This window comes from Variovorax boronicumulans (assembly GCF_029892485.1).
Lineage (GTDB): Bacteria > Pseudomonadota > Gammaproteobacteria > Burkholderiales > Burkholderiaceae_C > Variovorax > Variovorax boronicumulans_B.
In genome coordinates this window covers 353615-377084 of record NZ_JARXVG010000003.1, presented here as the reverse complement: position 1 = coordinate 377084, position 23470 = coordinate 353615, and the positions used below count along the sequence as shown (strand labels likewise).

23 protein-coding genes are annotated in these 23470 nt (G+C 67.6%); 11 read left to right on the top strand and 12 right to left on the bottom strand.

Translation table 11 applies throughout. From position 1 onward, the window contains the following. The gene (locus M2282_RS09720) at positions 1-1350 is read right to left on the bottom strand and encodes a sensor histidine kinase (protein WP_280808564.1); all 1350 of its coding nucleotides are present in this window, start codon (positions 1348-1350) and stop codon (positions 1-3) included. Continuing rightward, a complete protein-coding gene (locus tag M2282_RS09715; RefSeq protein WP_280808563.1) occupies positions 1347-2027 on the bottom strand; it encodes a response regulator transcription factor in 681 nt (226 codons plus the stop codon). Before M2282_RS09715 ends, M2282_RS09720 begins: the two co-directional genes overlap by 4 nt. 145 nt (positions 2028-2172) lie before the next feature. Here M2282_RS09715 and M2282_RS09710 point away from each other — a divergent pair, with 145 nt between their 5' ends. Further along, a complete protein-coding gene (locus M2282_RS09710; RefSeq protein ID WP_280808562.1) occupies positions 2173-2859 on the top strand; it encodes a phosphatase PAP2 family protein in 687 nt (228 codons plus the stop codon). Positions 2860-2880: 21 nt separating this feature from the next. On the opposite strand, the gene M2282_RS09705 is transcribed toward M2282_RS09710, so the two are convergent. Beyond that, positions 2881-3309 (bottom strand): GlcG/HbpS family heme-binding protein, encoded by a 429-nt coding sequence (locus tag M2282_RS09705; RefSeq protein WP_280808561.1) that lies wholly within the window; start codon positions 3307-3309, stop codon positions 2881-2883. An 86-nt stretch (positions 3310-3395) separates the two neighbouring features. On the opposite strand from M2282_RS09705, the gene M2282_RS09700 reads away from it, so the two are divergent. After that, positions 3396-4301: a LysR family transcriptional regulator gene (locus tag M2282_RS09700; protein WP_280808718.1), complete on the top strand. Its 906-nt coding sequence runs from the start codon at positions 3396-3398 to the stop codon at positions 4299-4301. Here M2282_RS09700 and lpxO read toward each other — a convergent pair whose 3' ends face one another. From lpxO to M2282_RS09685, 3 genes are all read right to left on the bottom strand, one after another. Next, complete coding sequence (lpxO, locus tag M2282_RS09695) at positions 4302-5198, bottom strand: lipid A hydroxylase LpxO (RefSeq protein WP_280808560.1); 897 nt, start codon at positions 5196-5198, stop codon at positions 4302-4304. 298 nt (positions 5199-5496) lie between these two features. Then, entirely contained in the window at positions 5497-5895 is a 399-nt protein-coding gene (locus M2282_RS09690; RefSeq protein WP_280808559.1) for an OsmC family protein, read from the bottom strand. A 61-nt stretch (positions 5896-5956) separates the two neighbouring features. Then, entirely contained in the window at positions 5957-6424 is a 468-nt protein-coding gene (locus tag M2282_RS09685) for a winged helix-turn-helix transcriptional regulator (RefSeq protein ID WP_013542969.1), read from the bottom strand. Between the two features lie 128 nt (positions 6425-6552). Here M2282_RS09685 and M2282_RS09680 point away from each other — a divergent pair, with 128 nt between their 5' ends. Then, entirely contained in the window at positions 6553-7854 is a 1302-nt protein-coding gene (locus M2282_RS09680) for a D-amino acid dehydrogenase (RefSeq protein ID WP_280808558.1), read from the top strand. Positions 7855-7866: 12 nt separating this feature from the next. Here the strand turns inward: M2282_RS09680 and M2282_RS09675 are convergent, their stop codons facing one another. After that, complete coding sequence (locus tag M2282_RS09675) at positions 7867-8949, bottom strand: aromatic ring-hydroxylating dioxygenase subunit alpha (RefSeq protein WP_280808557.1); 1083 nt, start codon at positions 8947-8949, stop codon at positions 7867-7869. 338 nt (positions 8950-9287) lie between these two features. Between M2282_RS09675 and M2282_RS09670 the strand changes: the two genes are divergently transcribed. Genes M2282_RS09670 through M2282_RS09660 form a run of 3 tightly spaced genes read left to right on the top strand, consistent with a single transcriptional unit; the run spans position 9288 to position 11721 of the window. Then, positions 9288-10331, top strand: coding sequence for an ABC transporter substrate-binding protein (locus tag M2282_RS09670; RefSeq protein ID WP_280808556.1), 1044 nt, complete (start codon positions 9288-9290; stop codon positions 10329-10331). Then, positions 10328-10861 carry a nucleoside deaminase gene (locus M2282_RS09665; protein WP_280808555.1) on the top strand — a complete coding sequence of 178 codons (534 nt, stop codon included), beginning with the start codon at positions 10328-10330 and terminating at the stop codon, positions 10859-10861. The genes M2282_RS09670 and M2282_RS09665 overlap by 4 nt, the downstream gene beginning before the upstream one ends. 29 nt (positions 10862-10890) lie before the next feature. Then, positions 10891-11721, top strand: coding sequence for an urease accessory protein UreD (locus tag M2282_RS09660; protein ID WP_280808554.1), 831 nt, complete (start codon positions 10891-10893; stop codon positions 11719-11721). A gap of 4 nt (positions 11722-11725) precedes the next feature. Here M2282_RS09660 and M2282_RS09655 read toward each other — a convergent pair whose 3' ends face one another. Next, positions 11726-12598: a LysR substrate-binding domain-containing protein gene (locus tag M2282_RS09655; RefSeq protein WP_280808553.1), complete on the bottom strand. Its 873-nt coding sequence runs from the start codon at positions 12596-12598 to the stop codon at positions 11726-11728. A gap of 106 nt (positions 12599-12704) precedes the next feature. On the opposite strand from M2282_RS09655, the gene M2282_RS09650 reads away from it, so the two are divergent. The 5 genes from M2282_RS09650 (at position 12705) to M2282_RS09630 (ending at position 19093) form a co-directional block, all read left to right on the top strand. Continuing rightward, a complete protein-coding gene (locus M2282_RS09650; protein ID WP_280808552.1) occupies positions 12705-13295 on the top strand; it encodes a cysteine dioxygenase family protein in 591 nt (196 codons plus the stop codon). 77 nt (positions 13296-13372) lie between these two features. Continuing rightward, positions 13373-14947 carry a rhodanese-like domain-containing protein gene (locus M2282_RS09645; protein ID WP_280808551.1) on the top strand — a complete coding sequence of 525 codons (1575 nt, stop codon included), beginning with the start codon at positions 13373-13375 and terminating at the stop codon, positions 14945-14947. Positions 14948-15000: 53 nt separating this feature from the next. Further along, positions 15001-16011, top strand: coding sequence for a Bug family tripartite tricarboxylate transporter substrate binding protein (locus tag M2282_RS09640; RefSeq protein ID WP_280808550.1), 1011 nt, complete (start codon positions 15001-15003; stop codon positions 16009-16011). A 41-nt stretch (positions 16012-16052) separates the two neighbouring features. Further along, on the top strand, positions 16053-17261 hold the full coding sequence (gene metC, locus M2282_RS09635; RefSeq protein ID WP_280808549.1) for a cystathionine beta-lyase: 1209 nt from the start codon (positions 16053-16055) through the stop codon (positions 17259-17261). Between the two features lie 176 nt (positions 17262-17437). Continuing rightward, entirely contained in the window at positions 17438-19093 is a 1656-nt protein-coding gene (locus M2282_RS09630) for an ankyrin repeat domain-containing protein (RefSeq protein ID WP_280808548.1), read from the top strand. Between the two features lie 43 nt (positions 19094-19136). Here the strand turns inward: M2282_RS09630 and M2282_RS09625 are convergent, their stop codons facing one another. The 4 genes from M2282_RS09625 to M2282_RS09610 form a co-directional block, all read right to left on the bottom strand. Further along, the gene (locus tag M2282_RS09625; RefSeq protein ID WP_280808547.1) at positions 19137-19556 is read right to left on the bottom strand and encodes a sel1 repeat family protein; all 420 of its coding nucleotides are present in this window, start codon (positions 19554-19556) and stop codon (positions 19137-19139) included. A gap of 116 nt (positions 19557-19672) precedes the next feature. Continuing rightward, positions 19673-20944 carry a glutamate carboxypeptidase gene (locus M2282_RS09620; RefSeq protein WP_280808546.1) on the bottom strand — a complete coding sequence of 424 codons (1272 nt, stop codon included), beginning with the start codon at positions 20942-20944 and terminating at the stop codon, positions 19673-19675. Positions 20945-21063: 119 nt separating this feature from the next. Then, positions 21064-21270 (bottom strand): YbdD/YjiX family protein, encoded by a 207-nt coding sequence (locus M2282_RS09615; protein WP_013542989.1) that lies wholly within the window; start codon positions 21268-21270, stop codon positions 21064-21066. Positions 21271-21278: 8 nt separating this feature from the next. After that, a complete protein-coding gene (locus M2282_RS09610; protein WP_280808545.1) occupies positions 21279-23351 on the bottom strand; it encodes a carbon starvation CstA family protein in 2073 nt (690 codons plus the stop codon). Between the last annotated feature and the right edge of the window lie 119 nt (positions 23352-23470).

Here is a 23470-nt window from a genome sequence, read left to right as displayed (position 1 = left end):
TCACGCGCCGAGGTTCAATTCGAGCCGCATCTTCGCGCCGCCCGATTCGCTCGATCCGATGCTCAGCTGCCCGCGATGCAGCCGCGCGACTTCGGCCACGAGATGCAGGCCAAGCCCCGCACCCCGCCCGCGCGGCACGAGCCGGTGAAACGGCGCCACCACGCGTTCGCGGTCCGCTTCCGGAATGCCGGGCCCTGAATCCAGCACCTCGATGCACGAGGGCGCACACAGCCGCACCTCGATGTCGCAGCCCTGCCCGCCGTGCTCGATGGCGTTCTGGATCAGATTGGTGAGCGCGCGTTCGAGCGAGGGCGCATCGCCGCGCATCATGAGCGGCTGCGGCGCATCGACCGAGAGCGTGCAGCGGTTCTGGATCGCCAGCGGGGCAATGTCGGCCGCCACGCGCTCGCACAGCGCCTTCAGGTCCACAGGCTGCTCCTGCGGCACGATGTGGTCCAGGCGCTGCAGGTCGAGCAACTGCTCGGCCAGCGTGGCGAGCCGCGCCGAGGCCTGCATCAGCTTCACCTTGAGCGGGTCGTTCGGCAGGCCTTCGAGGTGGATCTGCAGCGTGGTGATCGGCGTGCGCAGCTCGTGCGCGGCGTCCGCCAGGAAGCGCTCCTGCCGGTCGTAGCCTTCGTTGAGCCGGTCGAAGGCGCGGTTGACGGCGTTGACCAGCGGGCGGATCTCGCTCGCCACGTTGGCCAGTGGCAGCCGCGTGGTGCGCTCGTGCACGTCGATGCTTTCCGCATGCTCGGCCGTGGCCACCACGCCCCGCAGGCCGCGCTTCACGACGAAGGGCGTGGCCAGGATCACGCCCAGGCTGGTGAGCAGCGCCATCGGCGCCACGAGGAACAGGAACACGAGCCCCGTGCCCTTCAACGTGTTCTTCACCGACAGCGGGCTGCCGGTCTGCGCGAGCACATTGACCGGCCCCGCGGCCGTCTCTACGCGCTCGAAGCGGGCCTTGGGCTGGGTGTTGTCCTTTTCGGGCTCGATGGCCGTGCGCGCGATGCCGTCGAGCGTGGTGACGAGCGTGGCGTATCTGGGTGGCACGTCGCCATGGCGCACTTCCGCACCCCTGGCATCGCGCGCGATGAACCAGAAGCTGGGGTCGCCGTCCTGCAGGCGCAGGAACTCGGAGGTCGGCACCACGATCAGCTTGCCGGCGGCGTCGCGGGCCAGCGCGCGCTGTATCACGGCCACGGTCTCCTGCCCGCTCTCGTCGACCACGCGGCCCAGCATCCAGGCCAGGCCGATGAAGCCGCCCAGCACCAGCGAGCCGACCACCACCTGCAGCAGGATCAGGCTCCAGATCAGGCGCCAGCGCAGCGAGAGCAGGCTCAGCGTCACGGCGAAGATGCGGCGCAGATGAGATAACCCACGCCGCGGATCGCATGGATCTCGACCCCGGCGCCAGCCTTGTCGAGCTTGGAGCGAAGACGCGAGACGTGCGTGTCGAGCGCGTTCGACTGGATGTCGTCCTTGTGGCCGTACACGCGGTCCTGCAGCACCTCGCGCAGCACGGTGCGGCCGCGGTGCTCGAGCAGCGTCTCCAGCACCAGCAGTTCGCGCCGCGGCAGCGTGAGCCACGCCTCGCCCACGTGGGCCTGCCGCGCGTGATGGTCGAAGCGCAATTGCCCGAGCGTCGTGACGAAGCTGGCGCGCACCGCGGGTCGTCGCGCGAGGGCGCGCACGCGCGCCATGAGCTCGTCCATCGAGAAGGGCTTGGCGAGGTAGTCGTCCGCGCCGCCATCGAGGCTCAGCACGCGTTCGGCCACGTCGGACATGGCGGTGAGCACCAGCACGGCGGCGGCGATGTCGTTCTGGCGCAGGAACGCCACGAGCGAGAGGCCGTCGCCGTCGGGCAGGCCGCGGTCGAGCACGATCACGTCGTGCTGCGCGCCGATCGCGGCCTCCTCGGCTTCGCGCAGCGAGCCCGCCACATCGACCACCGCCTGGTTCTGACGAAGGGCCGATGCGAGCGCTTGCGCCAGATCGACTTCGTCTTCGACAAGCAGGATTCTCATGAGGGGAAGCGTGAGATGGAGAGGAAGGAGGCAGCGGCCCGAATGGGCGGGACATTCTAGGAGAGGCCCTGCACGGCGCATGCGCAATGTTCGCGCAATGCAGCTGCATAAGCTGTGGCGCTCCCCCTTCACGAAAGCCGCATCGGTGACGTCCCGCTCGAGCCTCGCATCCCTTCCCTCCGCGCCCTGGTACACGGCATTGGGACGGCGGATCGCGACGCTCTGGATCGTCAAGATGATCGGCACCACCGTCGGCATCTCGGGCTTCTTCTTCCTGTACTTCTGGGTGATGCACAACCCGCCGTCGACGCCGACGGTGATGCCGCTCACACCCATCGACCACTGGGTGGGCGTGAGCGACGATGCGATGCTGTTCTACGGCTCGCTGTGGTTCTACATCTCGCTCGCGCCCGCCCTCGCGAAGGACAAGGCGGAGCTCTGGGCCTGCGCGCAGGGTGCCGCTGCCATGGCGGCCATCGGCCTGGTGGTGTTCTGGTTCTTTCCGACCACGGTGCCGGTGTTCGCGGTCGACTGGTCGCAGTACCCGGCCCTGCAGTTCCTCAAGGCCACCGACGTGGGCGGCAATGCCTTTCCATCGCTGCATGTGGCCTTCGCGGTGTTCACGGCCGTGCTGCTGGGCCGCCAGCTGCGCAGCGTGGGTGCGCCCTCATGGACGCAATGGGTGAACCTGCTGTGGGCCTTCGGCATCGTCTATTCGACGCTGGCAACGCGGCAGCATGTGCTGCTCGACGTGATCGGCGGCACGCTGCTCGCGCTGCTCGTCAGCTGGGCACGCACCAAGCGCGAACGGCCGGTGCTGGCCGAGGCCTGAACCTCCTGGTCCGTGTGGCGGTCAGAGCGCCTCTGCGCCCGCGGCCGCCACCTGCGCATCCTGCGTCGACTGCATGCCCGAGACGCCGATGGCGCCGACGAGGCGGCCCTCGTGCATCAGCGGCAGGCCGCCTTCGAGCGGGCATGCGCCCTCGGTGGCCAGCAGCCGCAGGTTCAGCCCGCCCGCAGCCAGTGCCTCTTCGAACACGCGCGTCGGCCGCTTGAAGCGCACGGTGCTGCGCGCCTTGGCCTGCGCGATCTCGACGCTGCCGGTCTGCGCATGGTCCATCTTGTGCAGCACCACGAGGTTGGCGGCGCTGTCCATCACCGCGATGACCATCGGCCAACCGTTGGCGCGCGCCTCGGCTTCGGCGGCCGCGGCAACGCGCCGGGCAATGTCGAGGGACACGGGCGGGCCGTAGGAAATGAAGGCTTGTGGCGCGGTGCTCATGGCGAATCCTGTGAAGTGACGAACGAAGCACAGGACGATATCGGCGGGCAGAATGATTGGCCATTCCCCAAAACTTCGCATCCGTTGTGCACGAATCGCCAGCTCACCGCCCCGATGCCTCCGCTCTCGCGTCCCTCGCCTGGGACGACATCCGCTTCTTCGTGGCCGTGGCGCGCGAGGGCAGCCTCTCGGGTGCGGCGCGGCAGTTGCGCGTGGAGCACTCGACGGTCGCGCGGCGGGTCGGCGCGCTGGAGTCGCACATCGGCGTGCGCCTCTTCGACCGCCTGCCGCGAAGCTGGGCGCTGACGGACGAAGGCCAGGCATTGCTCGAACCCGCCGTGCGGCTCGAGCAGGAAGTGCTCGCCTTCGCGCGCGCCGCCGCGGCGAACGCGGCGGAACAGGGCACGGTGCGCGTCTCCGCGCCGCCGGCCTTCGCCAGTCACTTCATCGTGCCGCTGTGGGCCGCGCAGGCCGACCGGTGGCCGGGCATCGCGCTCGACATCGTTGGCGAACTGCGCAGCGCGAATTTGCAGCGTCGCGACGCGGACATCGCGATCCGCTTCATGCGCCCGACCGAGCCAGGCCTTGCAGCACGCAAGCTCGGCCAACTGGCCTTCCGCCTCTACGCCGCGCCGGTGTGGCTGACGCGCGCGGAGGCCGACTGGTGCTTTCTCGGCTACAGCGATTCGCCGGGCAACGTGCCGCACCAGCAATTGCTTGCAGCGCTTGCCGGCACGCGCCCTTTCGTCCTGCGCAGCAACGACCTCACGGCCCTGCACAACGCCTGCCGCGGCGGCCTGGGCCTCGCGATGCTGCCGGACTTCATGGCGCGGGGCGACGCCGCACTGATTGAAGTGCCCGGCGAAGGGCGGCCTGTGATGCGGGAGGTGTGGAGCGTGGTGCACCCCGACGTGAGGCGCTCGCCGCGCGTCAGGGCCGTGGCCGACGCGCTGGCGGAAATGGTCGGCGCCCACGCCGGGCGCCTTGCGTGATTACCAGAAGATCCAGAGAGCGAGGCCGCCGAAGATGGCCCACTTCACCAGGTAGTAGGCCCTCTTGTCCCAGGCCTTCAGGCGCTTGCCGACCACGCGGATCTGGTAGATGTACTTGAAGGCGCGGTTGATGCCGCCCGTCTTGTCGCCCGCATCGTTGGGCGAGCTCGCGGCGGCCAGCAGGTTCTTGGCGAACCAGCGGTTCACCGCGCTGGCCCAGCGGTACTTCAGCGGGCGCTCGATGTCGCAGAACAGGATCACGCGGTCGTGGTCGGTGGTGTTCTCGGCGTAGTGGATGAAGGTCTCGTCGAACACCACGGCTTCGCCGTCGCGCCAGTGGTAGCGCTGGCCGTCCACGTCGATGTAGCAGCCTTCGACGCCGGGCGTCCACAGGCCGAGGTGGTAGCGCAGCGAACCGGCAAAGGGGTCGCGGTGGCGCACGAGGCGGCTGCCGGGCGGCAGCTCGGCGAACATCGCGGCCTTGATGGTGCCGATGCCCTTGAGCAGCTCGGTCGTGCGCGGGCACAGGACGGCGGCCGAGGGATGCGCCTCGTCGTACCACTTGAGATAGAAGCGCTTCCAGCCACTCTTGAAGAAGGAGTTGAAGCCCACGTCGTTGAACTGGCTCGATGCCTTGATGCTGCCGCCGTTGCGCATGGCCAGCGCCTCTTCGCGGATGACTTCCCAGTTCTCTTCGAGCACGCGCATCTCGGGAAACTGCGCGGGCGAGAGGTACGGCGTGCCCGGCACCTTCGAGAAAAGGTACATGAAGACGTTCAGCGGCGCGAGGAAGGTCGAGTGATCAGAGAGTTGTCTGAAGAAACGATGCCGGACCTGCCCGCGGAAGTGAACGTAGAGCGCGCTGAGCGCGAAGATTGCAAGAATGACCCACTTCATTGTTGAAAGTGTCCTGTAGACGGCGCCGGGGGCAACCGGAGATTGTAAATCTCTGCCCCAAAATGGACCTGACCAGGCCCTTTGCCCGTTTCCGGAGGGAGGTTTCAGGTGTATCCCGAGCGTGTGGAGGCTGCGCACAGAAGGTCGAAGGCTAGTTGGGAGATTCGACAGCTGTTCATTGCCGACCGCGCGCCCTGCACTCTCGACGACTGCATGTCGACTGCAAGAGGGTCGACTGACCAAGCAGCGCCAAGCAGTCCCTGCGGTCGTTGGAGCTCACGTTCCTGAACTCGAGCACTCAGGCCCAGCCGGTTTCGATCTCGGTCTTCACCTCGGTCATGAGCTTGTGCACCGGGCACTTGCCCGCCACGCGCAGCAGTTCGTCGCGCTGGGCTTCGGTCAGGTCCCCGGTCAGGCGCAGGCCCGACTTCAAGCGATAGACGCCCTTGCGCTCCTCGCTGTCGTCGCGATCGACCACCACCTCGATGTCTTCCACCGGAATGCCCTTGCGGCGCGCGTAGATCAGCACCGTGAGCGCCTTGCAGGCGGCGAGCGAGGCGTCGTACAGATCGTGCGGCTCGGGGCCCGCATCGCTGCCGCCGCCGGCCGGCGAGGCATCGACGGGAATCTCGTGGTTGCGGATCTTGAGGATGTGGCGCGTGCCGGAGGTGCCGTCGCGGCGGATCGAAATGCTCATGCCGGTTTCCTTGGTGAATGAAGAGGATGCAGACCCTGCGCCGGCATGGTAGCGGCGGCGTTCAGCGGTCCACGGCCAGCACCAGCGTTTCCTTGATCTCTTCCATCACCACATAGCTGTGCGATTCGGCCGCCACCGGCAGCTTCTTGAGGATGTCGCCGAGCAGGTGCCGGTATTCGCTCATGCCGCTCAACCGCGCCTTGACCAGGTAGTCGAAGCTGCCGGAAACAAGATGGCATTCGAGCACCTCGGGCATGTGCAGCAGCTCCTGCTTCACCTTGTCGAACACGTCGCCGGACTTGGCAGAAAGCTTGATCTCCACGAACACCAGCAGCGTCTTGCCCAACGCCTCGGGCGACACACGCGCGTGATACCCGGTGATGACGCCGTCGCGTTCCATGCGCTTGACGCGCTCGGCGCAGGGCGAGGCAGAGAGGCCGATGTGTTCGGCCAATTCGGTCATGGAAACACGGCCCTGGCGCTGCAGCAGGTCGAGGATCTTGCGGTCGATTCGGTCGAGTTCGGGCATTTCACTCCGTGGGCTGCATTGGACGATTGTCGACAGCGGATTTCACCGCTTGGCGCTTAAAAACAATCGAATCCACTGCATTGTGCCCATTAGATTTGCTGTATTCCACCTGAATCAGCAAATACACCATGAAAGTCATCGTTCTCGGCGGGGGCGTGATCGGCACCACCACGGCCTACTACCTCGCGCGCTCCGGCGCAGAGGTGACCCTGCTCGACCGGCAGTCCGGCCCCGCCGAAGAAACCAGCTTCGGCAACGCCGGGCAGGTGTCGCCGGGCTACTCCACGCCGTGGGCCGCGCCGGGCATTCCGCTGAAGGCGATCAAGTGGATGTTCAAGAAGCATGCACCGTTGTCGATCCGCCCCGACGGCACGCTGTTCCAGCTGCGCTGGATGGCCGCGATGCTGCGCAACTGCTCGCCCGAGCGCTATGCGGTCAACAAGGAACGCATGATGCGCGTGGCCGAATACAGCCGCGGCTGCCTGCAGCAGCTGCGTGCCGACACCGGCCTCGCGTATGAGCACCGCACCGGCGGCACGCTGCAGCTGTTCCGCACGCAGGCACAGCTCGATGCGGTGCAGCGCGACATCGCGGTACTGGAGGAGTGCGGCGTGCCCTACGAACTGCTCGACCGCGACGCGCTCGCCAGCGTCGAACCCGCGCTGGCCGGCGCGCGCGATCGCCTCACCGGCGGCCTGCGCCTGCCCAACGACGAAACCGGCGACTGCCACCTTTTCACCCGGGGCCTGGCCGACATCGCGCGCAGCCTGGGCGTGGACTTCCGCTTCGGCCAGTCCATCGACGGCCTGGAGACTGACGGCGGCCGCATCACCGGCGTGCGCACCACCACCGGCAAGATCCTCACGGCCGACCGCTACGTGATGGCCTTCGGCAGCTACTCGCGCGCCGCCATCGCCTCGCTGGGCCTCGACATTCCGGTCTACCCCGTGAAGGGCTATTCGCTCACCGTGCCGCTGGTCGACGAATCGCTCGCGCCGCAATCGACGGTGCTCGACGAGACCTACAAGGTGGCCGTGACGCGCTTCGACAACCGCATCCGCGTGGGCGGCATGGCCGAGCTCGGCGGCTTCGACCTGCGCCTGAACCCTGCCCGCCGCGCCACGCTCGAAAAAGTGGTGAGCGATCTGTTCCCCGGCGGCGACCTGCCGAGCGCCACCTTCTGGACGGGCCTGCGCCCGATGACGCCCGACAGCACGCCCATCGTCGGCGCCACGCGCTACGCGAACCTGTTCCTCAACACCGGCCACGGCACGCTGGGCTGGACCATGGCCTGCGGCTCGGGCAAGCTGATCTCGGACATGGTGATGGGCCAGCGGCCGGACATCCGCACCGACGGGCTCGGCATGGATCGCTACGAGCAGGCGCCGTCGCGCGGCACGCGCCCGAATCCCGTCACGGCACCCGCTTGACGCTGCGGCCGCTCAGGCGGCCTTGACGATCGGGATCGCCGCGATGTTCATGCCGCGGTAGACCTCCGCCTCGCCGTGCTTCGCAAGCAGCTGCATCAGGTGCTTGCGGATCAGCATGCCGGGCCGGTCCGACTCCATCGAATACTCGACGCCACGCCGCCGCGTATCCACCAGCGCATCGGGATCGGTGGATTCGAGGATGTCCTTGTCCTCGCGCGTGATTTCCGCGTCGAAGTCGATCAGCATCTGCGCCGCGCAGTCGGCCTCGGTGTCGTTGCGGAACAGCCATTGGCACAGCTGCATGCGCCCGTCGTCGATCGGCGTGAAGCAGTTGATGATGATGTGCCGCACGCCGCTCGGGTACTCGATGTCGAGCCGTCGCGAGAACGGCAGGAAGTAGGCGTTGCGCATGTGGCGCGTGGTGATCGCATCGGTCACGCCGCTGATCGCGTGAAACTTCACCGGGTTCGTCGCCTCGATGACCGTCTCCGCGTAGAAGCCCGACTCGTTTTCGACCAGCTCGTACTTGCTCGGCTTCGGGCTCGCGGCCACGCCGAAGGTGGCGCGGTGCACGAAGCTGAAGTGCGAGTTGTCGAACGAGTTTTCGAGTGCGCGCATCGGGCTCGTCTGCCACTCTTCGTAGAACTGGAAGATCGTGCGATAGCCCGGGTCGGTGAACTCCGGGATCTCGGGGATGTCGGCGATGGGCTCCTCGAGCGCCACCCACGCATAGCCGTGGCGCGCGGTGCAGCAATAGGCGGTGGTGCGGTACTCGGGCGAGATCCTGCGATCGGCTTCGTACTGGGGAATGCGGATCACCTGCCCGCTGCGGTCGTAGGTCCAGCCGTGGTAGCCGCATTGCAGGGCGCCCTGCCGGCAGGCCTTGCCTTCGCCATCGACGCACCAGCCCTTGGAGAGCTTCGCGGTGCGGTGGCAGCAGCGGTCGCGCAATGCAGCTGGTTGGCCATCGGCGTCGATGAAGAGAACGATGTCTTCGCCCAGCAGCCGGAAAGGCTTCGGGCCATTGGCCAGTTCGGTGAGCGGCATGACGGCATGCCAGAACTTGCGGAAGACGGGTTGTCGGGTAACGAGCATGCGTGGACTCCTTCTGTGTTGCGCGTGGGTACGTACGAACCTGAAAGAGCAATTTCCTGCCGGATGCGTGGGGCATCGCGCGGCTGAACGCTTCTACTCTGCGCAACCTGCCTTGCAAATTGCGCGCCCGGATTGTGGCTCGCCGCGTTTGCCAACGCACGCGCTTTCACGCAAAGCCCGAGCAAAAGCCCTTGGCATGCGTCGTGCATGAACCCTTGCAAGAGTAGAAGCGTTCAGCAGCGCACGCACCACGAACGTGCGCCGCCCGGAAATTGCTCTTGAAGCGCCTTCTGCTTTCTTGCAGAGGGATTCAAGACCACCGATTCCGAGGCTCCACCATGCAACGCCGATCCTTTCTCGTGGCCACGTCTGCCGCGGCAGCCGCAGCCATCGCCGCACCTTCCGTCATGGCCCAGGGCGCCGCCGGCAAGTCCACGCCGGTCAAATTCACGCTCGACTTCCGCATCAACGGCCAGACCGCGCCCTTCTTCCTCGCACACACCAAGGGCTACTACAAGGACGAAGGCCTCGACGTGAGCATCGACACCGGTGCAGGCTCGGTCGCCTCGATCATGCGCATCGCGAGCGGCGTCTACCAGATGGGCCTGGGCGACATCAGCTCGCTGGTCGAATTCAATGCGCAGAACCCCGGCACGCCGATGGTGCAGGCCGTGTACCAGTACTACAACCGCGCACCGTTCGCGATCATCGGCCGCAAGGACCGCGGCGTGACCGGCGACTTCAAAAGCCTGCAGGGCAAGAAGGTCGCGGCCGCGGCGGTCGAGTCGACCCGCCGCGCGTGGCCGCTGGTGGCGCGCAAGCAAGGCATGCGCGCCGATGCGTTCCAGTGGCAGACCACCGACTTCAGCGCGCGCGACAACGTGATGGTGCGCGGCGACGTCGATGCCGCCACCTACTTCCACGATTCGGCCATCTCGCTTTTCTCGCGCATGAAGCCCGAGGAACTCTCGGTGCTCAAATACGCGGATGCGGGCGTCAACCTCTATGGCAACGCGATCCTCGCGAGCAGCAACCTCATCGCGCAGAACCCGAGGGTGGTTGCCGCCTTCCTGCGCGCAACCAACCGCGCCATCGTCGAGACCTTTGCCAATCCCGCACCCAGCATTGCAGCGATGCGCCAGCGCGAACCCATCCTCGACGAGAAGATCGAGCTTGAACGCTGGGGCATCACGGCGCAATATGTCGGCGCGGCGGACACGCGAAGCCATGGCCTCGGCGACATCCGGAAGCTCACGCTCGAGCAGCAGGTCGACGAGGTGGCCGAGGTCTTCGGACTCAAGGTCAAGCCCGCGGCTGACGCCATCTTCAACACCTCGATGCTCCCATCGCGCAACGAACGCATGATTTCCACCAAGGCATGAACTTCAGCAACACAGACAACAACACCACCTCGCTCCCCGAAGAAACCGCGCTCGACGAGCGCGACGGGCGGTACCTTCGCAAGGCCATCGGCTGGTCGCACCTCGCGCGCCGGCGCGGCAACCGGCCTTTCGGATCGATCATCGTCTCGGCCGCCGGCGAGGTGCTGGCCGAGGCCTACAACAACACGGGCGAGACGGGCGACTGCACCGGCCACGCCGAGACGAATGCGATCCGCGCGCTGGCCGGTCGCGGCATCTCGCGCGAAGAGCTCGCCGAAGCGACCATCTACGCGTCGGGCGAGCCCTGCGTGATGTGCGCGGGCGCGATCTTCTGGTCGAACATCGGCCGCGTGGTGTTCGGCATCGACGCTGAACGCCTGCGCGTGTTCCGCGGCGAACGGCAGGACCAGCGCGATGCACAACTGTCGTGCCGCGACGTGTTCCGCGCGTCGCCGCATTCCATCGAATGCATCGGGCCGGCGCTGCTGGACGAATCGGCCGCAGCGCACGACGGCGCGTGGAAGGTCTGACCGGCGTCGTGGCTGGATAGACTCGCCGCATGCCCTGGCACGCCCGTCTACACCTCGACTACAAACAAGAATCCGCCCGCACCGTCGCCCGCTTCCGGCATGACGGGCCGCTGCGCATCCTGCAGAGCCTGTATCCCGAAGGCGATGCGATCTGCCACAACGTGCTGGTGCATCCACCCGGCGGGCTGGTCGGCGGGGACACGCTCGACATCGACATCGAAGGGGCGGATGGCAGCCACGGACTGATCACCACGCCGGGCGCCTCGCGCTTCTATCGTTCCGAAGGTGAGCTGGCGCTGCAGCGCACGCGCATTCGGCTCGCCAGGGGCGCGCGGCTCGAGTGGCTGCCGCTGGAAGCCATCTGCTACAGCGGATGCCAGGCGGAGAACCGGCTGACGATCGAAGTCGAACCGGGCGCCGAGATGATCGGATGGGACGTGACCGCGCTCGGCTTGCCGAATGCGAACCAGCCCTTCGAGCGTGGTACTTATCTGCAGCACATCGAAGTGCCGGGGGTGTGGCTGGAGCGAGGGCGTATTGATGCGGCGGATCAGCGTTTGCTACAGAGTCCGCTGGGTTTTGGCGGACACAAGTGCATCGCATCGCTGTTCTTCGTGTCGGGCTCGCCGGCGACACGGGCGCGACGCGAAGCCTTGCTTGCACATGCGCGCTCGTTGCTCGATGCGCATGGCTTGTTCGACAGCGCCGGTGCGACGAGCCCGCATGCGGAGGTGGTTGTGCTGCGGGTGCTGGCGCCTGTGGTGGAGCCTGCAATGGAGTTGTTGCGGCAGGTTTGGCAGGCCTGGCGAAGCGAGCTTTGGGAGTTGCCTGCGAGTTCTCCCCGCATCTGGGCCACCTAGCGCCTCAGGCCGGCATGTCGGTGCGCGGAAGTCTCAGATGCTTCTTCAGCGTCTCGAACACCTGCCGCGTGACCGGGTTCACCACGTGACTGCGCACATACAGGTAGTACGCCAGGTCGGGCAATCGCGGCATGCCGTCGCCCGCGCCCAGCACGCGCAGGCCCGCGTCGAGCTGCTCCACGCCGCGTGCCGTCACGCCGAGCCCCGCCCTCAGCGCCGCCTTGATGCCGATCAGGCTCGAGGACGTGTATCGCGGCGTCCACGCGACGCCTGCCGCATCGAGCGCCTCGTGCCCGATGCGGCGGAAGATGCTCGGCCCGTCCGCCATGATCAGCGGCACCGGCTTGGTCGGGTCGTGCACATAGCCCGCCGCACACAGCCACACGGTCGGCGAGTTGCGCAGCACCACGCCTTCGAACTGCGGGTCGGCGCGGTTGGAGATGATCATGTCGACCTCGCCACTCTTGAGCGAAGTCATCAGGTAAGGACTGCGGCCGATGTGGATGTCCAGTTGCAGCAGCGGAGAGGTGCGCGCCACTTCGGTCAACAGCAGCGGCAACATGGTCTCGGCCACGTCGTGCGGCGCGCCGATGCGCAGGTTACCTTCGAGCTGGCCTTGCCGGAGGCTGCGGAGCGCCTCGTCGTTGAGCGCGAGCATGTGGTGCGCATAGCTCAGGAGCCGCTCGCCGTGTTCGGTCAGCCGCTTCTGCCGGCCTTGCTTGATGAAGAGCGGATGGCCGATCTGCTCCTCCAGCCGCTGCATCTGCTGCGTGATGGCCGACTGCGTGCGTCCCAGGTGGACGGCGGCCGCCGCAAAGCTGTGAAGGCTGACGACAGCCGCAAACGAGCGCAGCAGTTCAAGATCGAGCGTGGGCATCCATTAATTTTATTGATGTATTTCTTGCGCTGCCTGGATTGTTGCGTCACCCTCCCGTCACTACAGTGAATGCACACCAAACAGGCAACCCCACTGGAGAAACCGCATGAGCAACCCATCCGAGCAACGCCGCCAGGCGGTCGAAGCGTCGATCGGCGAGATGAAGAAAGCCATCGGCGGCGCTGAACCAACCCGCGAAAAGCTCGATGCGGTGCTCGATTCGCTCCAAGGCCTGGCTGCGCACACCGAGTACTGGGGTGCCGCCGACTTTCCGCCGCCCGAGGCCGGCGAGCACCAGGCCCGCTACCTGATCGCCGAAGACCCGGACCAGAGCTACGCGCTCTACCTGAACGTGATGCGCCCGGGCAAGAAGATCGTGCCGCACAACCACACGACCTGGGCCTGCATCGCGGCCGTCGAAGGCACCGAGCACAACCGCGTGTATGCGCGCACCGACGACGGTTCGGTGCCGGGCGTGGGCAAGCTCGAAGAAACCGCGCTGGTCGTCGTTGCGCCGGGCAAGGGCATCGCGCTGATGCCCGAAGACATCCATTCGGTCGAGATCCAGGGCGAGCAGGTGATCCGTCATCTGCACATGTACGGCCGCGCGCTCGAAACACTGAACGAGCGTACCGCGTACGACATGGCTGCAGGCACGTACCAGACGATGGGCATCGGCGTGCCGACGCGCCGCTAGGCACCCTCTTCGATTCATCTTCTTTTCATGCGAGGCGCGCGCCTTGCAGGACTTCGTTCGCCCCAACGACTTGCCCCATGACCTCTCACATCGACCCGAAGACCCTCAAATCCTGGCTGCACGACGGAGGCGAGATCGCGCTGCTCGACGTGCGCGAACACGGCCAGTACGGCGAGGCGCACCTCTTCTACGGCATCCCGCTGCCCTTCAGCCGGCTCGAGGTCGATGCACCGCGCCTGGTGCCGCGCCGCAGCGTGCGGGTGGTTGCGTATGACGATGGCGAATCCGCCGTGGCACTGCGCGCGGCCGAGCGGCTCGCCGCACTCGGCTACACCGACGTGCACGTGCTGCAAGGCGGCGCCCCCGCCTGGAAGGCTGCGGGCTACGGGCTCTTCGCGGGCGTCAACCTGCCCTCGAAGACCTTCGGCGAACTGGCCGAAGAGACTTACCACACGCCCCGCGTCAGCTCCGACCAGCTGGCCGAGATGCTGGCACGCAAGGACGGGGTAGTGGTGCTCGACGGCCGCCCCGTCAGCGAGTTCCACAAGATGAACATCCCGGGCGCGACCTGCTGCCCCAACGGCGAGCTGGCCTACCGCGTGCGGCAGCTCGTGCCCGACACGACCACGCCCATCGTCATCAACTGCGCGGGCCGCACGCGCAGCATCATCGGCGCGCAGACGCTCATCAACCTCGGTCTGCCCAACCCGGTCTATGCGCTGGAGAACGGCACGCAGGGCTGGTATCTGAACGATCACACGCTCGAGCACGGCGGCACGAAGCGCTACGCGGACGACAGCGGCAACACCGATTTGCGCCCGGCGGCGAAGGCATTGGCCGAGCGCTTCGATGTGCCCACGGTGCCGGCGAAGACCGTGCAGCAATGGGCTGCGGAAACGGATCGCAGCCTCTTCCTCTGCGACGTGCGCACGCCCGAAGAATTCGCCGCCGGCAGCCTGCCCGGCGCGCAGCACACGCCCGGCGGCCAGCTGATGCAGGCCGGCGACCAGTACTTCGGCGTGCGCGGCGCGCGGCTCGTGCTGTTCGACAACGACGGCGTGCGTGCGCCGACCGTCGCAAGCTGGCTGCGGCAGATGGGGCATGACGCGAGCGTGCTCGAAGGCGGCCTTGCAAGCGGGCTGTCGCTCGCGCCTGCCGCCGCGCCGGCAGCGCCTGCATTGAAGACCATCGATGCACAGACGTTGTCTGCGCGGCTCACGCAAGGCGAAGTCGCGCTGATCGACCTGCGCGGCAGCATGCAGTTCCGCGCCGGCCACATCCCGCAGGCGCGCTGGTCGATTCGCCCGCGCCTGGCAGACGACGCAAAAGGCGAGACGCGTCAGATCGCGCTCGTTGCCGAAGAAGCCGCGCTCGCCGCATGGGCTGCCGCGTCCGAGCTCGGTGGCCATGACACGCTGCTGCTCGAAGGCGGCATGGCCGCATGGCGCGCCGCCGGCCTGCCCCTCGAAACCACACCCGGCCTGCCCGCAGACGCCGACTGCATCGACTACCTGTTCTTCGTGCACGACCGGCACGACGGCAACAAGGAAGCCGCGCGCCGCTACCTCGCATGGGAGACCGGCCTCGTCGCGCAGCTCGATGCAGAGGAGCGTGCGGCCTTCAGGCTGCCCTCGGCCGCATCGCACAACTAGCCATCGCTTTTCTTCCGCTCGTCGTTGTCCGTCCCCAGTCCAGGAGTCCTGCCATGTCGTCTGCCTTTTGCGTTCCGCACCTTGCCCGTCTTGCTGTCGCCGCCACGTGGCTCGCGGCATTGGCCTTGCAGCCCGCATCCGCCGACCCGCTGCCCGCGCGCAACGGCTTCCCCTCGCAGACGGTGAAGTTCATCTCGCCCTTCCCGCCCGGCGGCGGCAACGATGCGACGGCGCGCCTGGTCACCACGCGCCTTCCGGAAATCATGGGCCAGGCCGCGGTGGTCGACAACCGTGGCGGCGCGGGCGGCAACATCGGCGCCAAGACGGTGGCCGATGCCAAACCCGACGGCTACACCGTGCTCACCTCGCAGGTGTCGATCATGGCGGTGAACCCCACGCTCTACGCCTCGGCGGGTTTCGATCCGATCAAGAACTTCATTCCGATCACGCAGATCAACGCCGCGCCGCTCGCGCTCGTGGTGGATGCCAGTTCGGCGCTCAAGAGCTTTGCCGACCTCGCCACCAAGGCCAAGGCCACGCCCGGCAAGGTGACCTATGCGACGCCGGGCAACGGCACGCTCTCGCACCTCGTGGGCGTGGTGCTCGCCAAGGACAACGGCATCGACATGACCCACGTGCCCTACAAGGGCGCCGGCCCCGCGCTGACCGACCTGCTCGGCGGACAGGTCGATGTGCTCGTGACCTCGACCGCCTCGGTCGCGGGGCTCGTGCAGAACGGCAAGCTGCGCGTGCTCGCCGTGACCAGCCCGCGCCGCATCGGCGTGTTCGCCAAGGTACCCACGCTCGAAGAGCTGGGCTATGCCGGTGCGCGCTTCGAGGACTGGTACGGCTTCTTCGCGCCCGCCGGCACGCCGCCCGAGCGCGTGGCCTATCTGAACGAAGCCATCGTGCGCACGCTGCGCCTGCCCGAAGTGACCAAGCTGGTGAACGACGGCGGCAGCGATGTGGTGGCCAACTCGTCGGAAGCCTTTGCCGCGCAGTTGAAGCTGGACATCGATCGCTGGTCCCGCATCGTCAAGCTCTCGGGCGCCAAGGCCGATTGACGCACCATAGGGGCCTGGCCCACGCTCGACAGAACACCACCATGTCCGACTCGCACAAAGAAGACCCCGCTGTACAGGCGCTCGACACGCGGCTCACGCGCACCGGCAAGTCCCCTTCCTATTTCGGCGGCACACCCGTCAACACGCCGCTGGTGCGCGCCAGCACCGTGCTGTTCGACAGCGTGGCCGCCATGCGCGACACCCGCGCACGCCGAGGCGACGAGCGCGCCTTCAGCTACGGCGCGCGCGGCACGCCCACCACCTTCGCGCTCGAAGACGCGGTGAGCGAACTCGAAGGTGCGTATCGCACGCGGCTCTTTCCGACCGGCCTCGCGGCCATCGGCATGGTGCTGCTGTCGTACCTGAAGCCGGGCGACCATGTGCTGATGTCCGACAGCGTGTACGAGCCGACGCGCAACCTCGTGCATTCGTTTCTCGAACCGTATGGCATCCGCATCAGCTTCTTCGCGGCGGATGGCGCCGGCATCGAAGACCTGTTCGAGCCCACCACGCGCCTCGTGTACGCCGAGTGCCCCGGCTCGCTGGTTTACGAGATGTGCGACCTGCCCAAGCTCGCCGCGCTCACGCATGCGCGCGGCGCACTGCTCGCGGCAGACAACACCTGGGGGTCGGGCGTGCAGTACCGGCCGCTCGAACTGGGCGCGGACATCTCCACGATGGCCGCCACCAAGTACCTCTCGGGCCACTCCGACGTGATGATGGGCACCGTCGCCACCACGCGCGAAGCATGGCAGCCGCTCAACGAACGCTGCGATGCCTTCGGCATGACCGTGAGCCCCGACGATGCATGGCTGGTGCTGCGCGGCATGCGCACGCTCTCGGCGCGGTTGCAGATGCACGAGCGGCATGCGCTCGAAGTGGCGCACTGGCTCCAGGCGCGGCCCGAAGTGGCGGCGGTGTTCTGCCCCGCGCTGCCGCAGCATCCGGGCCATGAGATCTGGCAGCGGGATTGCCGCGGTACCAACGGGCTCCTCTCGTTCGAATTCAAGCCAAGCACCGAGAACGCAGCCGTCGAGCGATTCGTCGATGCGCTCTCGCTGTTCGGCCGCGGCTCATCATGGGGCGGCTACGAAAGCCTCGTGGCCTGGACCAACATGCGCAAGGCGCGCAGCGTGACCGACTGGAGCGGGCGCGGCGCGGTCGTCCGGTTGCACATCGGGCTGGAAGCGCCGGCCGATCTGCTGGCCGACCTAGCGCGCGGGTTCGCTGCCATGGCCGATTCGCGTTGACCCTCTTCGGCCTCATGCCCTAACATCCCGTCCGCGGTGCAAGCCGCGCCCGGGCCCGCGGGAAGGGTTGAACCCACTTGCTTTCGCACGCTGCTGCGCTCTCGCGCAGCGCTACCAACCAGCTCCTTTGTGCAGCCGGAATTGCGGGTCGTCGGCGCGTCATGCACGGAGGTTCCATGAAACGCATTCCCGCACGGCCCGATCTCGGGCATCTCAAGAAGCAAGCCAAAGAGTTGCTTGCCGGCTATCGGGGCGGCGACCTTGCTGCCCTTGCCCGATTCCGCGAATCCCTTCCCGTTGCTGCCGACAAGGACGATGCGGCCATTGCCGCGCTCGGCCTGCGCCTGCACGGCGCGCAGTCGTGTCTGGCGCGCGAGTACGGTTTCGTGTCGTGGGTCGATCTGCAGGGCTTCGTGCTCGCCCGCATCGCGCAGGCGAACGATCCGGCGCGCGCGGTGATGCTCTGGCTGCGCGCCGCCTATGCAGGCGAAATCTCTGGCGGCAACAACCTGGCCAGGCCCGCGCTGGCCGCGCGCCTGCTCGAAGAAAGCCCGGGCCTTCTGGGCGACGACCCGTACCTCGCCTGCGCGGTCGGCGATGAGGACCTGCTGCGCCAGGCGATTGCGCGCGATCCGGAGTGGGTACTGCGCGCGGGCGGGCCACTCCTGCTACCGCCGCTCAATGCCGTCGCGCACTCCAGCCTGGTGCAACTGCCGGCCTTTCGCGAGCGCCTGCGCGCCTGCGCCAAGCTGCTGCTCGATGCAGGCGCCGATCCGAACCGGGCCATCGGCAGCCGCTGGCCGCCCGCGTCGCTGGCTGCACCGTCCGAGACGGACCGCCTGTCCGCGCTGTACGGCGCAGCGGGACAGAACCGCGATGTGGAGATCACTCAGCTGCTGCTGGACGCCGGCGCCGACCCGAACGACGGCGAATCGCTCTACCACTCGCTCGAAGAGCCCGCCTGCACGCGCCTGCTGCTGAAGGCCGGCGCGCGCGTCGAGGGCACGAATGCGCTCTACCGCGTGCTCGACCTCGACCGGCTCGAATCGCTGCAACTGCTGCTCGCCCACGGCGGCGATCCGAACGAAGCCGCGCCCGGCGAGCCCACGAGCGACTGGGGGCGGCCGCTGCTGTGGGCCATCCGGCGGCGGCGCTCGGCCGCGCACATCGAGGCGCTGCTGGACGCAGGCGCCGATGCCACCGTGCGCACGCCCGAGGGCATCGATGCCCACACGCTCGCGCTGCGCTTCGGGCTGACGGACGTGGCCCGGGTGATCGCGCAGCGGACCGGCGGCAATGCGCAGTTGCCACCCGACGAGCAGTTCATCGCCGCATGCGCGCGCGGCGACGAGCCTGCTGCCCGGCGCATCCAGGCGGAACATCCGCAGGTACTTGCCATGCTGTCTCCCACGCAACTGCGCCTTTTGCCCGAGCTGGCCGCACAGCCGGGCTGCGGTGAGGCCGTGCAGCTCATGGTCGAGCTCGGCTGGCCGATCGCCACGACCGGCGGCGACTGGGAGGCCTCGGCGCTGAACCAGGCGGTGTTCCGCGGCGATGCAGCACTCACCCGCTTCCTGCTTTCGCATGGCGCCACATGGACAGAACGGCACGGCTTCGGCGACGACGTGAGCGGCTCGCTGTCGTGGGCCTCGCTCAATCAACCCACGAAAGACGGCGACTGGGTCGGCTGCGCCGAAGCGCTGGTCGCGCACGGTTTCCCCACCGCGCTGCCCGACCCGGGCGGTTCGGACGGCGTGCTCGTGGGTGGACGGCTCGGGAGGTTCTCCGACGAGGTGACCGACTTCCTGCTCGGCGCGTCCAGGGCGCCCTGAAGCGCAACGAGCGGGCGCTTGCGCCCGCTCGCCTCACGTCATCTCAATCGCAAGCGATCACGCCCGCCGGCGAATTGCGCAGGCGATTGAGAAACGTCAGTTGCACCTTCGCGGTTTCGCTGCCCTGCATCGCGGCCTGGTGCATCCACTGGCGCGCCTCGCAGCGGTCGGAGCGCACCGACATGCCGTAGAGCACCGGTCCGGTGAGCAGCACCATGCCGAGCATTTCCTGCGCTTCGGCATCGCCCTGCGTCGCAGCCTCGCGCAACTGGTCGAGCATCGTGCGGTAGTCGCGTGCAGTCTGGGCTTCGAGCGCGAGCTGAAAGCGCTGCGCCGCGTGCAGCTCCTGGCTGCGCTCCGTCGGCCCCGCTGCGGCGAGCGCTGCCGCGAGGCACAGCGCGCCCGCGAGGAAGATGCGCCAGCGCAGCGACCAGCTCGCGATCTGGTTGAGTTCGGATGCCATCGACGTTCTCCACAGGTCATTGATGTGGATGCATCGTGGCCCTGCGCGCGCCAGAAGAAAAACTGGAATTCACGCAGGCCGCCTCAGGCCTTGCCTGAGCCTGGACGGGCACCGCGTTACTTGGCGCTCAGGTCCATCAGCATGCGCGACAGCAGGTAGACCCGCGGCACCACGCTCTCGACCTCGGCGTATTCCTCCGGCGTGTGGATGCCGCCGCCCACGATGCCGAAGCCGTCGAGCACCGGAATGCCCACGCCCGCCACCAGGCTCGCGTCGGCCGCGCCGCCGCTGCTCTCGATGGTGAGCTTCTTGCCGATCTCGGCGTAGATGCCTTCGGCCATCGCGACCAGCTTGTCCGATGCGGGCGAACGCGGCATCGGCGGCAGGCCGCGCACCAGGCGCACGCGCACCTCGGTCTCGGGGATCAGCTTGTTCTGCGAGATGCGCACCAGGTCCTTCTCGACGCGGTCGAGTTCGTCGGGCGTGGCGGCGCGCACGTCGCCCTTGGCGCTTGCGGTGGCGGGAATCACGTTGGTCGGGCCGTTGGCCGTGAGCATCGTGAAATTGACCGTGGTCTTCTTCGCCGCGTCCGCCGTCTTCGACAGTTGCAGCACCTGGTGTGCCACTTCCATCGCCGCGTTGCGGCCGGCTTCGGGCGCGACGCCCGCGTGCGCGGCCACGCCCTTCACTTCGACGAGCGCGGTGGCCGAGCCCTTGCGCTCCACCACCAGGCCGTCGGCCGGGCGGCCCGGCTCCAGGTTCAGCGCCACGTCGTGCTGCTTGGCCACGCGCTCGATGAGCGCGCTGGTGCCGACCGAACCCACCTCTTCGTTCGTGTCGATCAGGAAGGTGATCTGCCCATAGTCCTTGAAGCCGATCTTCTGCAGCACCTTCAGCGCCTGCAGGCCGGCGACCACGCCGCCCTTGTTGTCCATCACGCCGGGGCCGTAGGCGCGGCCGTCCTTGATGTAGAACGGCTTGGCCGTGGCCGTGCCTTCCTTGAACACGGTGTCGATGTGGGCGAGGATGAGGATCTTCTTCGTGCCCTGCCCCGTCAGCGTGGCCACCACGTTGGTGCCGGGATGCGGCTCCGCAGGAAAGGTCTCGATGCGCGCGCCGAGCTTGCGCAGTTCTTCGACGGCGATCTCGCGCACCTTCGCGAGCCCGTCGGTGTCGGCCGAGCCGGAGTCGATGTTGACCAGGCGCTCCAGCAGCTTCAGCGCCTCGTCCTTCTGCTGCGTGGCCGCATCCAGCGCGCCCTGGTGGGGCTTTTGGGCCATGGCGTTGCCGGCTGCGGCGAGCAGTGCGCAGGCGAGCAGCACGCCCTGGCAGGCGGTGCGCAGCGGCGCGGGGTTCTTGAGGGGGTATGGGCGCTTGGAAAAAGTCATGGGGTCCGCTCTCGGTTCGTTCGCTGGATTGCCCAGCGCAAAAAAGCCTGCTCCTCGCAGGCAAAGCAGGCTATCACCCGCGTTCCGCGCGGGTCAAGCGAACAGCGAACGGACGGGCCCTAGCAGCAGCGGCCCTTGCCTGCGCCGTAGCGTGCCTCCAGCCGCTCTCGGAAGAAGGCCTCGTAGCTCATCGGCGGCCGGTCCGGGTGCGTGGCCGCCATGTGCGTGAGGTAGGCGTCGTAGTCGGGCAGGCCGACCATCAGCCGCAGCGACTGCTTGAGCGAGCGGGCGAAGTAGCGCCCGGCTTCGGGCAATGCGAGGGCCATGCGCGTGCTCAGTGCGCCGCCGCGGCCGATGTGCCGGCCGGCTCGAACGGCGTCTCGTGCGTGGTCGGCCGGTTGGCCGCGCGCGCCGCGATGCACGCCTTGATGCTGTAGACCAGCACGCTCAGCACCACGAACATGAAGAGCGCACACAACGCCGCATCGAGGCGGTCGTTGAAGACGATGCGCGACATCGCCTCTGGCGTCTTCGCCGGCGCCACGAGCACGCCGTTGGCCAGGCCTTCGGTGTACTTGGCCGCGTGCGAGAGGAAGCCGATCTTCGGGTCCGCCGAGAAGATCTTCTGCCAGCCCGCCGTGAGCGTGCAGGCCAGCAGCCACACGGCGGGTGCGATGGCCACCCACGCATAGCGCTCGCGCTTCATGCGGAACAGCACCACCACGCCCAGCAGCAGCGCGACGGCGGCGAGCATCTGGTTCGAGATGCCGAAGAGCGGCCACAGCGTGTTGATGCCACCCAGCGGATCGACCACGCCCTGGTACAGGAAGTAGCCCCAGGCCGCCACGCACAGCGCCGTCGCCACGAGGTTGGCTGGCAGCGAATCGGTGCGCTTGAGCGCGGGCACGAAGCTGCCCAAGAGGTCCTGCAGCATGAAGCGGCCGGCGCGGGTGCCGGCGTCCACGGCAGTGAGGATGAACAGCGCTTCGAACAAGATCGCGAAGTGGTACCAGAAGGCCATCATGGCCTGCCCACCGATCACCTGGTGGAGGATGTGGGCCATGCCCACGGCCAGCGTCGGTGCGCCGCCTGCACGGCCGAGGATGGTGGTTTCGCCGACGTCCTTGGCCGTCTGCAGCAGCATCTCGGGCGTGACCACGAAGCCCCAGCTCGAAATGGTCTGCGCCGCCTGCTGCGCGGTGCTGCCTACCAGCGCCGCCGGGCTGTTCATCGCGAAGTAGATGCCCGGCTCGATGCACGAGGCCGCGACCAGCGCCATCACCGCCACGAACGATTCGGCCAGCATGCCGCCGTAGCCGATGAAGCGCGCATGGCGCTCGTTGTCCAGCATCTTGGGCGTGGTGCCGGATGAGATCAGCGCATGGAAGCCCGACACCGCGCCGCAGGCGATGGTGATGAACAGGAACGGGAACAGGCTGCCCGACCACACTGGCCCGCCGCCTTGTGCGAACTGCGTGATGGCCGGCATCTGCATCGTCGGCATTACGAACACGATGCCGATGGCCAGCGCGATGATCGTGCCGATCTTCAGGAAGGTCGACAGGTAGTCGCGCGGCGCGAGCAGCAGCCACACCGGCAGGCTCGCGGCGACGAAGCCGTAGCCCACCAGCATCCAGGTGAGCGCCTTGCCGTCGAATGTGAAGAGCGGTGCCCATTCGGCGCTCTGGCTCACGGCCTGGCCGCCGAAGATGGCGAGCATCAGCAGCACGAAGCCGATCAGCGAGACCTCGCCGATGCGCCCCGGACGGATGTAGCGCAGGTAGATGCCCATGAAGAGCGCCACCGGGATCGTCGCGGCCACCGTGAAGGTGCCCCACGGCGATTCGGCCAGCGCCTTCACCACGATCAGCGCCAGCACCGCCAGGATGATGATCATGATCATGAAGGTGCCGAACAGCGCGATCATCCCGGGCACCACGCCCATCTCCTGCTTGACGAGGTCGCCGAGCGAGCGGCCGTCGCGGCGCGTGGAGATGAAGAGAATGATGAAGTCCTGCACCGCACCCGCGAACACCACGCCCGCCAGCACCCACAGCAAGCCGGGCAGGTAGCCCATCTGTGCGGCGAGCACCGGGCCCACCAGCGGGCCCGCGCCCGCGATAGCCGCGAAGTGATGGCCGAACAGCACGTTCTTGTCGGTCGGCACGTAGTCCAGGCCGTCGTTGTGGCGGTGCGCGGGCGTCTTGCGGTTGCCGTCCAGGCCCAGCACCTTGTCGGCGATGAAGAGGCTGTAGTAGCGGTAGGCGATCAGGTAGGTGCAGATCGCGGCGGCCACCACCCAGAGGGCGTTGACGCTTTCACCACGGGTCAGGGCGACGGTGCCGAGCGCGAATGCGCCGACGACGGCCACGACCAGCCACACCAGGTGGCGGCGGAGGGTTTGCATGCGGATGTCTCCTCGATATTGGAGTCGAGGAGTCTTGCCGGATGCGGCCGCGCTGCCATCCGTCGGACCGCGTGGGCGGGTTGCGTGGCACTGCGTAATGGAAAACCCGAGGAAAACCC

What these genes read in the sequence shown, in the direction of transcription:
- M2282_RS09615 (WP_013542989.1), bottom strand. Translation starts at nt 21,270, where the DNA reads ATGGCCCTCGCATTGCCCGAAGCCGGGCGCTACTTCGCCCGCTCGCTC.
- M2282_RS09610 (WP_280808545.1), bottom strand. Translation starts at nt 23,351, where the DNA reads ATGCAAACCCTCCGCCGCCACCTGGTGTGGCTGGTCGTGGCCGTCGTC.
- M2282_RS09705 (WP_280808561.1), bottom strand. Translation starts at nt 3,309, where the DNA reads ATGAGCACCGCGCCACAAGCCTTCATTTCCTACGGCCCGCCCGTGTCC.
- M2282_RS09685 (WP_013542969.1), bottom strand. Translation starts at nt 6,424, where the DNA reads ATGCCCGAACTCGACCGAATCGACCGCAAGATCCTCGACCTGCTGCAG.
- M2282_RS09680 (WP_280808558.1), top strand. Translation starts at nt 6,553, where the DNA reads ATGAAAGTCATCGTTCTCGGCGGGGGCGTGATCGGCACCACCACGGCC.
- M2282_RS09630 (WP_280808548.1), top strand. Translation starts at nt 17,438, where the DNA reads ATGAAACGCATTCCCGCACGGCCCGATCTCGGGCATCTCAAGAAGCAA.
- M2282_RS09640 (WP_280808550.1), top strand. Translation starts at nt 15,001, where the DNA reads ATGTCGTCTGCCTTTTGCGTTCCGCACCTTGCCCGTCTTGCTGTCGCC.
- M2282_RS09670 (WP_280808556.1), top strand. Translation starts at nt 9,288, where the DNA reads ATGCAACGCCGATCCTTTCTCGTGGCCACGTCTGCCGCGGCAGCCGCA.
- M2282_RS09620 (WP_280808546.1), bottom strand. Translation starts at nt 20,944, where the DNA reads ATGACTTTTTCCAAGCGCCCATACCCCCTCAAGAACCCCGCGCCGCTG.
- metC (WP_280808549.1), top strand. Translation starts at nt 16,053, where the DNA reads ATGTCCGACTCGCACAAAGAAGACCCCGCTGTACAGGCGCTCGACACG.
- M2282_RS09645 (WP_280808551.1), top strand. Translation starts at nt 13,373, where the DNA reads ATGACCTCTCACATCGACCCGAAGACCCTCAAATCCTGGCTGCACGAC.
- M2282_RS09625 (WP_280808547.1), bottom strand. Translation starts at nt 19,556, where the DNA reads ATGGCATCCGAACTCAACCAGATCGCGAGCTGGTCGCTGCGCTGGCGC.
- M2282_RS09665 (WP_280808555.1), top strand. Translation starts at nt 10,328, where the DNA reads ATGAACTTCAGCAACACAGACAACAACACCACCTCGCTCCCCGAAGAA.
- M2282_RS09715 (WP_280808563.1), bottom strand. Translation starts at nt 2,027, where the DNA reads ATGAGAATCCTGCTTGTCGAAGACGAAGTCGATCTGGCGCAAGCGCTC.
- M2282_RS09660 (WP_280808554.1), top strand. Translation starts at nt 10,891, where the DNA reads ATGCCCTGGCACGCCCGTCTACACCTCGACTACAAACAAGAATCCGCC.
- M2282_RS09675 (WP_280808557.1), bottom strand. Translation starts at nt 8,949, where the DNA reads ATGCTCGTTACCCGACAACCCGTCTTCCGCAAGTTCTGGCATGCCGTC.
- M2282_RS09690 (WP_280808559.1), bottom strand. Translation starts at nt 5,895, where the DNA reads ATGAGCATTTCGATCCGCCGCGACGGCACCTCCGGCACGCGCCACATC.
- lpxO (WP_280808560.1), bottom strand. Translation starts at nt 5,198, where the DNA reads ATGAAGTGGGTCATTCTTGCAATCTTCGCGCTCAGCGCGCTCTACGTT.
- M2282_RS09650 (WP_280808552.1), top strand. Translation starts at nt 12,705, where the DNA reads ATGAGCAACCCATCCGAGCAACGCCGCCAGGCGGTCGAAGCGTCGATC.
- M2282_RS09655 (WP_280808553.1), bottom strand. Translation starts at nt 12,598, where the DNA reads ATGCCCACGCTCGATCTTGAACTGCTGCGCTCGTTTGCGGCTGTCGTC.